Genomic DNA, 11356 nt, shown 5'->3' with positions numbered 1-11356 from the left:
AGTGGCATCAGCGCAGCCGGTGGGCCGCGTCGTGAACGTACTGGGCGGCGAGGGTGATGAACAGGCGCGCGCATCGGGAAGAACTCAGCCCTCGTATCCGTTGTACGGAACCAGTGAACATACGGATTGCTGGTCAGAAGGGTGAGGCCGTGTCGGTGACGTTTAACGAGGAGACGCGCAAGCTTCTGGACGGGAGGAACTTCGCCACCGTCGCGACGCTGAACCGGGACGGCGGGCCACAGACCTCGGTGGTCTGGATAGCAAGGGACGGAGACGCGGTGCTGTTCTCCACCACGGCCGGGCGACGGAAGGCCCGAAACCTTACCCGGGACCCACGGGTCAGCCTCACCGTCTACGACACCGAGAACCCCTACCACTCCGTGGACATCCGCGGCACCGTCGAACTGATCGAGGACCGGGAGCAGTCTCTTCCGCGCAAGCTCTCGCAGAAGTACCTCGGCGAGGACCCGCCCGCCGAGTCGGACGATGTCCTCCGGCTGGTCGTCCGGGTGACTCCGCAGAGGATCTCAGGCTTCTCTGTCTGACGCCAGGTCTGACGCCAGCAACTTCCTGTGCCGGGACAGGTTCGGCACAGGCGCTGTTGGCGCTGGTTCGCATGTGATCACGATCTACAGCTGGAGTACTGACTGCTACAGAGTCTCCACCCGGCAACTCGGGTGCCCGAGCGGGCAACTCGCGCGCCCCAGCGGGGGACTCGCAGACCGGAACGGGGGACTCGCGCGCCCCAGCGGGGGACTCGCGTGCGGGAGCGGGGGACTCGCGCGTGTAACGGGCGACTCGCCGAAGCGGGCTTCGCCTATTGGGGCTGGGCAAATGAGCCGTTAGGCTCGTGGCGTCAGGCGGTCGAACAGCCAGCGGCTTCGCTGTGTACACCGCTGGAGGTGACGTGCCGGAGCTTCCACCGTTCAGCCCGCTGCTGGACATCACCGACGAGCCCCACGGGCAGAGCCTGGTGGTGCGTGTGCAGGGCGAGATCGACCTCAGCACCGGACCGTTGCTGGAGCGGCACCTGCTCGACGTTCTCGGCTCGGTGGACCCGCCCCATCCGCTCGTCGTGGATCTCTCGGGCGTCCTGTTCCTCGGCTCGTGTGGCCTGGCGCTGCTGGTCGAGACGCACGAAGCGGCCAGTGAACGGGGTACGCCGCTGCGCATCGTCGCCGCTCAGCGCGCCATCCGGCGCCCCGTCGAGGCGGTCGGGCTGAACACCACGTTGCAGCTGCATCCGACGCTGGAAGCCGCGCTCGCGCACGTGCCCTGACCGGGGAATAGGCGCGACCACAGCGGGTACACGGATCTGGTGACCTCGCACAATCGTCGTTTCGCCGCGCAGCTCCGGAAAGAGGCCTGCACGGTCGGCGATCCGCGGCGCGTGGCCGAAGGGCATCTGCCCACGCACGAGGGTGTGCTGGCGTCCGGCTTCACGATCAGCAGTCGAATGCATGCCGTTCTTCCGCTACTGGGCGTGTATCGCGGCAACTCCCGCGTGTGGGTCGCACACGACTGCCTCGAAGTGCGTTACGGCCCGTGGTGGTTCGAGACGCCACTGTCCAACGTCACACGTGTGACCGCCGACGATGAGCACGTGTGCATCAGCTTCCGCACGCCGGTGCACGGCCACGAACCGCTCGGCTTCCGGCACCACGATTTCACCGTCGCCGTCGACCAGCCCCGCGAGTTCGCCCAATCACTGCGCACCAGGCTGGTCGTCCGATCCGTTCAAGACGGGCCGGGAACCGGCGAGGAACGATAAGGGGCATGTCCGTTGATCTGTCCGCCGCCGCGGCGTTCCTTGCCACCCACGGCCGTATCCTCGACCAGCACCGGCTCCAGCTCAGCCTCGGCAACGGCGACCCCGAAGCCACGCTCGGCGCGCTGACGGCCTACCGCAACCGCGACGGCGGGTACGGCCATGGCCTCGAGCCCGACCTGCGTTGCGCCGAGAGCCAGCCCGGCGCCGCCCTGCATGCGTTCGAGGTGTTCGCCGACCTCGCGCCGGTGACCCATCCGCACGCCGCCGCCCTGTGTGACTGGCTTGCGTCGGTGACCCTGCCCGACGGGGGCCTGCCGTTTGCACTGCCGATCGCCGACCCAGCCGGGTGCGCGCCGTTCTGGGTGCAGGCCGAACCCGGCGTGTCGTCACTGCAGATCACAGCGATCTGCGTGGCGAACGCGCTGCGGGTCGCCGCCCACGACCCCGCCGTGGCCGGCCACCCCTGGCTGGACCGCGCGGCCGAGTACTGCCTGTCCGCCATCGGCGCACTGGACGGGCAACCGCACGCGCTGGTGCTGGCCTTCGCGACGCGGTTCCTCGACGCCGCACACACGCGCTATCCCGAGGCGGCGGCCCTGCTCGACAGCGTGCGCCGCTTCGTTCCCGCCGACGGGATCGTGCACGTCGCGGGCGGCGCCGAGGACGAGGTGATGCGCCCGCTGGACTTCGCGCCGCTGCCCGGCGGACCGGCGCGCACGCTGTTCTCGCGGGAGGTGATCGAGGCCGAACTGCGCCGCCTGGCCGGTGAGCAGCAGGACGACGGCGGCTGGCAGGTCGGCTTCGTCAGTTACTCACCGGCGGCGGCGCTGGAATGGCGCGGATACGCGACCGTCGGCGCCATCCAGCTACTGGCCGAAACTCAGAACCGCAGGCCCACGAGGTAGTCGTAGCCGACCTCGGCGGTCTTGAGCGGGTCGGTGGGCTGGTCGTGCTCGACGATGTAGTGCTTGACGCTGCCACCGGACCAGGTCTTGCGGAAGATCTCGGCGAAATCGATGGTGCCGGTGCCGAGGTCCGCGAAACCGCCGTCGGCACCCCGGTCCTTGACGTGGAACTGCCTGACGCGCCCGGCATGCCGGCGGAACTCGCGTACCGGATCGACCCCACCGGCGACGAGCCAGTACAGGTCGTACTCGAAGTGGATATTGCGGCGCGTCGTGTGGCGCGCGATGACATCGAACGGCCGGACGCCGTCGATAGCCTGGAACTCGTGCGCGTGGTTGTGGTAGCCGTAGGCGATGCCAGCCTTCCGGAACGCCTCGCCCGCCGCCTCCAGCCGCTGCGCGAACGCCGTCCAGTCGGCGATGGTGCCGTAGTTGGCGTAGGCGCAGTCGGCCAGGTGGTAACCGAGGATTTTCGCGTCGGCGATCAGCTGGTCCACGTCGGCACCGTCGAACCCGACGTGTGCGGAGACGGCCCGCAGCCGGTACTTGTCGAGCAGCCCGCGGAACTCGGTGGCCGAGCGGCCGTAGGTCCCGGCCAGCTCGACGTTGCGGTAGCCGATGTCGGCGATCGCCTCCAGCGTGCCGGCGAGATCCGCCTGCAGCGCGTTGCGCAGCGTGTAGAGCTGAACGGCGATGCGCTCCTTCGGCAGGCGCCGTCCCCCGTGTCCCCCACCCGCCGCGGCAGTGGCCGGCAGTGCACCGGCAACGCCGACGGCCATGGCCGCACCGGCCGCGGTGCGCAACATGACTCGACGGGACAGGCGAGACTCCGGTGTTTCGCTCATTGTCATTTCCCTTCGGTACTGAACGCGGCGTCGAAGGCGGCCGCGGGCTTGTCGAAGTTGAGATTGCGAATGAACTGCACGGCCTCGGCGGCGCCGCGGAGACGATCCATACCGGCGTCCTCCCACTCCACCGAGATCGGCCCGGTGTAGCCGATCGAGTTGAGGGCGCGGAACGCGCTCTCCCAGTCCACGTCACCGTGGCCGGTCGAAACGAAGTCCCAGCCGCGACGCGGGTCCGCCCACGGCAGGTGCGAGCCGAGCCTGCCGTTGCGGCCATCGAACCGCTTCTTGGTGTCCTTGCAGTCGACGTGGTAAATGCGGTCGGCGAAATCGAGGATGAAGCCCACCGGATCGAGGTCCTGCCACACGAAGTGCGAGGGGTCCCAGTTGAGCCCGAAGGCGGGACGGTGGTTCACCGCCGCCAGCGTCCGCTGGGTCGTCCAGTAGTCGTAGGCGATCTCACTCGGGTGCACCTCGTGGGCGAAGCGCACACCGACCTCGTCGAACACGTCCAGAATCGGGTTCCAGCGGTGGGCGAAGTCGGCGTAGCCGTCGTCGATGGTCTCCTGCGGCACGGGCGGGAACATCGCAACGTACTTCCAGATCTTCGACCCGGTGAATCCGATGACGGTGTCCACACCGAACTTCGCGGCAGCACGCGCGGTGTCGGCCAGCTCCGCGGCGGCCCGCTGCCGCACACCCTCCGGCTCGCCGTCGCCCCAGATCCGGGCAGGCAGGATGTTGCGGTGCCGCTCGTCGATCGGGTCGTCGCACACGGCCTGACCGACCAGATGGTTGGAGATCGCCCACACCTTCAGGCCGTAGGACTCCAGCAACTTGCGCCTGCCCTCGACATAGTCGTCCTCGGCCAGCGCACGGTCCACTTCGAAGTGATCGCCGGAACAGGCGATCTCCAGCCCGTCATAACCCCATTCGGAGGCCAGCCTGCACACCTCCTCGAAGGGAAGGTCGGCCCACTGGCCGGTGAACAACGTAACCGGTCGGCTCATCGGTATGCTCCCTCTCGGATTCCTTGCAGTTGCAGCAGGAGGTCACGCACTGCGGTGGCCTCCACCCGGCCAGTCGATTCCACAGTGGACGGAACGGTCGCTTCGGAGCACACGAGGACAGGCCCCTCGGCCTTGGCCGAGGGCAGCCTGCCGTGCGAGCCGCGGACGAACCGCGGGTCGGTGGGCACCACGTTCATCGCATAGCGCAGGCCCACCTTCTTGCGCACCAGGTTCAGCCCCGCCTTCGCCTTCACCAGCCGGTCGTCCGGATCGAAGAACAACTCGGCGGGGTCGTAGCCGGGCTTGCGGTGGATATCCACTCCCCTGGCGAAATCCGGAGCGTGCGCATCGTCGAACCAGTAGTAGTAGGTGAACCAGGCATCCGGCTCGGCCACGACCACGAGCTCGCCTGCCCGTTCGTGGTCGATGCCGTACCGTGCCTGTGCCTCCCGGTCGAGCACCTCGTCGACGCCGGGCAGCGCGCTCAGCACGTCACGCACCCTGGGCAAGTCCTGCTCGTCGGCCACGTACACATGCGCTACCTGGTGGTCGGCCACCGCGAACGCTCGCGACGTCCACGGATCGAGGTACTCCATTCCGTCCTGTGTGTACACATCGAGCAGGCCTTCCCTGCGCAGCAGCCGGTTGATGTCCACCGGGGTGTCCACCGCGGTGATGCCGTACTCGGACAGCGCCACCACCGCGGCACCGTCCCGCGCGGCATCAGCCAGTAGCGGGGCGAGCTCGGCGTCCACGGCACGTGCCGCTGCCGCCGCCTGCGGCGCGCCGGGACCGAAACGCTGCAGGTCGTAGTCCAGATGCGGAATGTAGACCAGCAACAGGTCAGGCGAGTCGGTGCGCAGGATTCGCCGTGCCGCACCGACGATCCAGCGGGTGGAGGTAATGGACGCGGTCGGCCCCCAGTACTGGAACAGAGGGAAGGCACCCAGCTCGGCAGTGAGAGCGTCGTGCAGCTGCGGAGGGCGCACGTAGCAGTCCGGTGACTTGCGGCCATCGGCGTGGTAGATGGGTCGCGGCGTCACCGTGACGTCGGTGGTGGCGCCCATCGCGTACCACCAGCAGACGTTGGCCGCGGTGTACCCCGGCACTGCTGCCCGCGCCGTCTCCCACACCTTGTCGCCCAGCACGAGCTTGTTGTGCTGGCGCCACAGGAAAACCTCGCCGAGGTCGCGGAAGTACCAGCCGTTGCCGACGATGCCGTGCTCCGCAGGCATCCGTCCGGTGAGGAATGTCGACTGTGCACTGCACGTCACCGCGGGCAGCACCGTGCCCAGCTCCGCCTGCCAGCCCCGGGTAGCGAGCGCGGTCAGGTTCGGCATGTGACGCAGCAGCGCAGGCGTCATACCCACGACATCGATCAGGATGAGCTTCTTCATGCGGATACCTCTTTCGCGTGCCTGGCGGACTCGATCGCTTCGAGCGCCCACCGCAGCTCGTCGGCGATGCCTGCCGCGAGCTCTTGCCGTGCGCCCGCGGGCAGGACGTTCCAGGTGTAGGTCTCCACCTCGATGTGAGGCAGCGGCCCCTGTGCCGCCAGCGCGGCGAGCGCGGCCGTGAGCACCCCGGTGGTCGAGGTGAGCGGCGCATCCGGTTGCGCGTGCAGCGGCACGTGGAAGTGCACCCGCCACGGACCGGTCGCGGGCAGCTCCCCCATGGCCTCCAGTAGGTCGTCGGCAGCGAGCACCTCTCCGGCAGCCGACCGCTCGCGTACCTGGTGCAGGTAACGCGGTTCCGCGAACTCCCGCAGCGCCGCCATGGCCTCAGCGGTCCCGGGGTGCTCGACGTGCAGTGCCGCCGAGGCCTGAACCTTGACCACATCCAACCCGGCGCGGCGTATCCGCTCCACCGTCTGTGCCGGATCGGCGAACGACACCGCGAGGTGGCAGGTGTCCAGGCACAGTCCGATGTAGTCGGGGTCGGCTCTGCCCGCCAGCCAGCCGAGGGCATCGTCGACGGTGTCCAGCACGCAGCCGGGTTCGGGCTCGACCGCGAGCTTGATGGGCTGCTCGTGGCGGGCGCGCGCCGACCGCAGCACGCGGGTGACCTCGTCGAGCGCGATGGCCGCGCGGATGTCGTGTGAGGACGACCACGGTTGGCGCCAGGCCAGTGGCAGCGTCGAAATGCTGCCATAGCCGGCATCGGGTGGCAGCAGGTCGGTGAGGACGGTGATGCAGTCCACGGTGTACCGCAGCCGACGGGGATCCGTCCACGTTGGAACGTAGACCGAATGCTTGACGACCTCATCGTGGAAGCCGCCGTACGGGAAGGCGTTGAGCGTCTCCACAGCGAGGCCGCGTGCGGCGAGCTCGGCGGCGAACCCGCGCCGTGCGGCCGGGTCCGCCGCGAGCCCCGCGGCGACGTCGGCGGCCAGCCAAAGACCGACCCCCAGCCGGTCCTCGCCCAGCCGCTCACGTACCGGCACGGCATAGGCGTCGAGCTGGCGCAGTATCCCGTCAAGGTCCTCGGCGGGATGCACGTTCGTGCAGTACGACAGCATCGGCACCGTCACAGCCTCGCGCCACGCAGCACGGAGTTGCCCTCGAACGTCGCACCGCCCGGCTCGCCCGCATCGATCGGGTCGAGCATGAGCTTTCCGCTCTGGCCGTAGAACTCCACCGGGTTGCGCCAGAGCACGGTGTCCACATCGGAATCGGTGAAGCCGGCCGCGAGCATGGCCTCCCCGGTGCGGTAGGTCTTCAGTGGATCGGAACGCCCCCAGTCGGCGGCCGAGTTCACCAGCATCCGGGCCGTTCCGTACTCCTTGAGTATCGCGACCATCCGGTGCTCGTCCATCTTGGTGTCGGGGTAGATCGAGAACCCCATCCAGCAACCCGCTTCGGCGACCAGTCCGACGGTCAGCTCGTTGAGATGGTCGATGACCACCAGCTCCGGCGCGATATTGGACTCCCGGACGAGATCCAGCGTGCGTTTCGTGCCGGCGAGCTTGTCCCGGTGCGGGGTGTGCACCAGCACCGGAAGCTCGTGTTCGAGCGCGAGCGAGAGCTGGTGACCGAACGCTTTCTCCTCGGCCTCGGTCATCGAGTCGAAGCCGATCTCACCGACGGCAACGACACCGTCCTTGGCCAGGTACCGCGGCAGGACGTCGAGCACATCGACGCACCGGGGATCGTTGGCCTCCTTGGGATTCAGCGCGATCGTGCAGTGGTGACGGATACCGAACTGTGCGGCGCGGAAACGCTCCCAGCCGATGAGCCCGTCGAAATAGTCGACAAAGGAACCGACGTTCGTCCGCGGCTGGCCGAGCCAGAAAGCGGGTTCCACCAGCGCCCGCACCCCGGCGCCGTACATCTGCTCGTAGTCGTCGGTGGTGCGCGACGTCATGTGGATGTGCGGATCGAAGATCCTCATCGGACACCCTTCTGGAGAACGAGATGTGCGTCGGGCGGCACCGTGCGCCCGGCTGCCTTGCGCTCGGCCACGTAGTCGGTGACCATCCGCACCAGCTCGTCATCGATCCGGTCGGCGAGACCGCTGACGGCAGCGAGCGGCACTCCGACGAACAGGCATTTGAGTACGCCATGCCGCCACATGTGCGGATCGAGCCGCTCCGCGGCGAACGGGCCGAGAGCGGCCGCGACCAGCCCGATGTCGTTGGCGCGCAAGGCATCCTCGACGAGCTGAAGACCGACGTCGGCGACGCCGGCAGGCAGGTGATGGAGCCCGCGCAGCACGCCCCTGCGTTCGGCGCCATCGCCGTAGCGATAGAGGTCGGCCACCTCCTTGGCCAGCTCGTCCCCGGTCAGCGCCGTGGCGAGGGCAGCAAGCAGGCGCACCCTCGCGTGGTCGTCGGTGGTGCCGTGCACGAGCCCTTGCGCGTCGAGCGATGAGCGGCCCGCCTTGCGCCCCACGGCAGGGAACAACGTGCGGATCTTCACCGGATCAGCACGGACCGCCCCTTCTGCGCGGCTGAGCCAGTCCGCGGCCTGTAGCGCGGCGAGGCTGCGCCGTGCGACGTCAGGCGCCGCGTGGCTGTGCCGGGGAAGTTCGACGGCGGCGAGACCCCGGTAGCCGATGTCGGCGAGTGCGCCCAGCGTGCCTGCCAGGTCCAGCTGCCCCTCACCGAACTCGAGATGCTCGTGTACCCCGGGCAGCATGTCGTCGAGCTGCACGTTGAACAGGAGCTCACCCGCCTCCCGCACGCATTCAGCGGCGCTCTTCGGCTCCACCGCAACACAGTGACCGACATCGAGCGTGATGCCGAGCAGCTCCGGCGAGCCCAGTTCGGTACGGAGCCGAATGGCTTGCGCGAGGTGCTGCACGAAGTGGCCGGGTTCGGGTTCGAGTGCGAACCGTACCTCGGCGCCGTCGAGCACGGCGGCCACGCCATCCCGCATGCGGCGCCACGCCGTTTCATCGTCCACATCGGACGGCTTGACCCCGGACCAGAACGAGACGCATTCGGCGCCGAGGTCAGCGGCGATGCGTGCTGCCCGCCGCAGGAAGTCGATCCGCGGAGCCGGATCGTCGGACACGAGCGTCGGCTGATGCTTGCGCCACGGATCGAGAAGGTAACGCGCTCCGGTCTCGACGACGACGCCGAGGCCGAGGTCGTCCAGCCGGGCGCGTACCCGGCCGGTCTGCGCGACGACGTCGTCGGCGAAGGGATCGAGATGCGCGTGGTCGAGAGTGAGCGCCACGCCCGTGTAACCGAGGTCGGCGATGATCGCGAGCGCGTCGTCGAGCCGGTGGTTGGCGAAACCGTTGGTACCGTAGCCGAATCGCAGCGTGCTCATGTCGGACTCACCTTTCTCGCGAGCCGTCTCGCCAGCGGTAACGCACCGGCGAGCACGGCGGCGGTGCGCACGGCGCCGTGCCGGGCGGCCAGGCTCGCCTGCAGTGGCACCATGCCGTGGATTCCGGCCATGGTCGCCGCGCGCACGCGTGGCGCGGACGGCGAACCAGCGGCCTCGTACTGCGCGATGCCCACGGTCGCTGCGTACCCGCCGGCGAAGGCCAGCCCAGTCAGGCGGTGCGCCCGTCGCCTGGCGCGACCGGCGACGGCCAGTACCGTGGCCGCCGCGGTGCCGGCGAGTGCGGCACCCGCGGTGCGCGGGGATCCACCGTGGACCTCGCCTGCGGACAGCGCCGTCACGCCGAGGGTGTGCACGCCGAGCGCGGCGGCGGCCGGTGCGGCGTCGCGCCACCGCCCGCCCGCGCCCAGCAGCACGTCCAGCGCCCGGCACGCTGCCATACCGGAAGGTCCCGCGGCGGTCCCCTTCAGTTTCGTGTCATAGGCGCAGATCGCGGCGGCCAGCGGGACCGCAACACGCAGCGTGCGCCGACCGCCGCCGAACCCGGCGAGGCCGAGCCCGGCGACGGTCAGCGCGCCTCCGGTGGCAAGGGCCGCGCCCGCACTCATCCGGCCGGAGGGGATCGGCCGCTCCGGGCGCTCGACCGCGTCGAGCTCCCGGTCGGCCCAGTCGTTGAGTGCCATCCCAGCCCAGTAGAAGGCCACAGATGCCAGTGGCAGTGCCCATCTCCTTCCCCGCAACGGTGTCCCCGCCGCCGCCGCGCCGGCCACCGTGTCCCCGAGCACCGTGAGCGCCGCGGGTGCCCGGACGAGCTCGGCCAGCGCACCCAATCCGGTCACAGCGACTCCGCCCAGCTCGCCAGCGCGGTGAACTGTTCGGCGAGGCGGTGTTCCCCCGTGCCCCAGGGGTCCTTGAAGAAGAAGCCGAGGGCGCCGAGCGGACCGGCCCGCCCGGCTCGGTGTGCCGCGGCGGTGAACCGCGCGAGGTCCAGCACCAGCGGTGCGGCCAGCGCGGAGTCGTACCCGCTCCAGGTGAACTGCAGGCTCATCCTGGCGCCGAGGAAACCCTCGAACGACACGTGGTCCCACGCGATCTTCTGCTCGCCGAGATCGGGCACGTTGTCGATGTGCAGCGGCGCGGTCACCTCACTGCCCAGCAACGTGGCGAGCCCCCGTCCCTTGGACGCTAGCTTGCTGCCCGCGTGCTCGGCGTCGGCGAGCGTGAGCCCGTCCCCGCCGCCGAGCAGGTTGGTGCCCGACCACGACCGCACCCGCAGTGCGCGTGCGGCGAACATCGGCGCGAGCGTGCTGCGCACCAGGGTCTCCCCTGTCTTGCCGTCCGATCCCGCGTACGGAAGTCCTTGCTGCGCGGCGAGTTCCTCCAGTGCGGGCAGCCGTATTCCCGTGGACGGTGTGAAGTCGACGAACGGACAGCCCGCCCGCAGCGCCGCGTACGCAGCGACCGAACTCGGGGGCAGCACCGTGCGCCCGGGAACGGCCATCGCGGCCTCGAGTGCCTGCAGGGTGGCGTGTTCGGGCAGTACCGGGAAGACCGGTTCCGTCGACGACACGTTGATCACTACGACCCGCGCGAGGCCGTGCCGCGCGGCGAACTCGCCGATGTCATCGGCGAGCCGCCGTGCGGCATCCGCCTGGGAACCCGGGTTGGTGGCCGGATGGTAGCCCTGTCGCAGCTGACCATCCACATCAGACAAGCTCTGGCGGACCGCCTCGAACACCCGGTGCGGGATGATCCCGGATTCGGCGAGCAGCTCCGCACGTTTGTCCAACGCGATCTCGGCGATGTCATGGCCGCCGACGTGGAGGTCGTCCCAGCCGGGCAACCACACGCCGGAGAACTGAGGCAGGGCGCTCACGCAGCCCGTCGGCTGCACCGCCTTCGCCCGCAGTGCCAGCAGTCCCGCGATGGCCGTGGTGGCCACCGAGCCACGTGCGCCGATCAACCACAACCCTGTGGGTTCCATGGGCTCCAACCTTCTTTTCTCGGTCCTGCGCAGCACGATCACGCCACC

Annotated in this window: 12 protein-coding genes; 4 read left to right on the top strand and 8 right to left on the bottom strand. The window is 69.3% G+C overall.

Going from position 1 to position 11356, the window contains the following annotated elements; all coding sequences use genetic code 11:
* The first annotated feature begins 149 nt into the window (after positions 1-149).
* From ABZ863_RS15370 to ABZ863_RS15355, 4 genes are all read left to right on the top strand, one after another.
* A complete protein-coding gene (locus ABZ863_RS15370) occupies positions 150-545 on the top strand; it encodes a PPOX class F420-dependent oxidoreductase (protein WP_358535591.1) in 396 nt (131 codons plus the stop codon).
* A 362-nt stretch (positions 546-907) separates the two neighbouring features.
* Complete coding sequence (locus ABZ863_RS15365; protein ID WP_358535589.1) at positions 908-1279, top strand: STAS domain-containing protein; 372 nt, start codon at positions 908-910, stop codon at positions 1277-1279.
* Between the two features lie 39 nt (positions 1280-1318).
* Positions 1319-1771: a hypothetical protein gene (locus ABZ863_RS15360; RefSeq protein WP_358535587.1), complete on the top strand. Its 453-nt coding sequence runs from the start codon at positions 1319-1321 to the stop codon at positions 1769-1771.
* Between the two features lie 5 nt (positions 1772-1776).
* On the top strand, positions 1777-2676 hold the full coding sequence (locus ABZ863_RS15355) for a hypothetical protein (RefSeq protein WP_358535585.1): 900 nt from the start codon (positions 1777-1779) through the stop codon (positions 2674-2676).
* Here the strand turns inward: ABZ863_RS15355 and ABZ863_RS15350 are convergent.
* The 8 genes from ABZ863_RS15350 to ABZ863_RS15315 are packed head-to-tail and all read right to left on the bottom strand — an operon-like array spanning position 2652 to position 11308.
* Positions 2652-3527, bottom strand: a complete 876-nt coding sequence (locus tag ABZ863_RS15350) for a sugar phosphate isomerase/epimerase (protein ID WP_358535583.1) — start codon at positions 3525-3527, stop codon at positions 2652-2654. The two genes, ABZ863_RS15355 and ABZ863_RS15350, sit on opposite strands and share 25 nt — an antisense overlap.
* Positions 3524-4531 carry a sugar phosphate isomerase/epimerase family protein gene (locus ABZ863_RS15345; protein ID WP_358535581.1) on the bottom strand — a complete coding sequence of 336 codons (1008 nt, stop codon included), beginning with the start codon at positions 4529-4531 and terminating at the stop codon, positions 3524-3526. Before ABZ863_RS15345 ends, ABZ863_RS15350 begins: the two co-directional genes overlap by 4 nt.
* Positions 4528-5928 (bottom strand): nucleotide pyrophosphatase/phosphodiesterase family protein, encoded by a 1401-nt coding sequence (locus tag ABZ863_RS15340; protein WP_358535579.1) that lies wholly within the window; start codon positions 5926-5928, stop codon positions 4528-4530. The genes ABZ863_RS15345 and ABZ863_RS15340 overlap by 4 nt, the downstream gene beginning before the upstream one ends.
* Positions 5925-7049 (bottom strand): metabolite traffic protein EboE, encoded by a 1125-nt coding sequence (eboE, locus tag ABZ863_RS15335; protein ID WP_358535714.1) that lies wholly within the window; start codon positions 7047-7049, stop codon positions 5925-5927. The genes ABZ863_RS15340 and eboE overlap by 4 nt, the downstream gene beginning before the upstream one ends.
* An 8-nt stretch (positions 7050-7057) precedes the next feature.
* Positions 7058-7921, bottom strand: a complete 864-nt coding sequence (locus ABZ863_RS15330) for a TatD family hydrolase (protein ID WP_358535577.1) — start codon at positions 7919-7921, stop codon at positions 7058-7060.
* Positions 7918-9306, bottom strand: a complete 1389-nt coding sequence (locus ABZ863_RS15325) for an EboA domain-containing protein (RefSeq protein WP_358535575.1) — start codon at positions 9304-9306, stop codon at positions 7918-7920. Before ABZ863_RS15325 ends, ABZ863_RS15330 begins: the two co-directional genes overlap by 4 nt.
* Positions 9303-10154 carry an SCO3242 family prenyltransferase gene (locus ABZ863_RS15320; RefSeq protein ID WP_358535712.1) on the bottom strand — a complete coding sequence of 284 codons (852 nt, stop codon included), beginning with the start codon at positions 10152-10154 and terminating at the stop codon, positions 9303-9305. Before ABZ863_RS15320 ends, ABZ863_RS15325 begins: the two co-directional genes overlap by 4 nt.
* 5 nt (positions 10155-10159) lie before the next feature.
* Positions 10160-11308, bottom strand: coding sequence for an inositol-3-phosphate synthase (locus tag ABZ863_RS15315; protein WP_358535573.1), 1149 nt, complete (start codon positions 11306-11308; stop codon positions 10160-10162).
* Positions 11309-11356: the final 48 nt, after the last annotated feature.

The organism is Saccharomonospora sp. NPDC046836, assembly GCF_040645195.1.
GTDB lineage: Bacteria > Actinomycetota > Actinomycetes > Mycobacteriales > Pseudonocardiaceae > Prauserella_A.
Note: the sequence above shows the minus strand (reverse complement) of the source record. Positions and strands in the feature narration are given on the sequence as shown.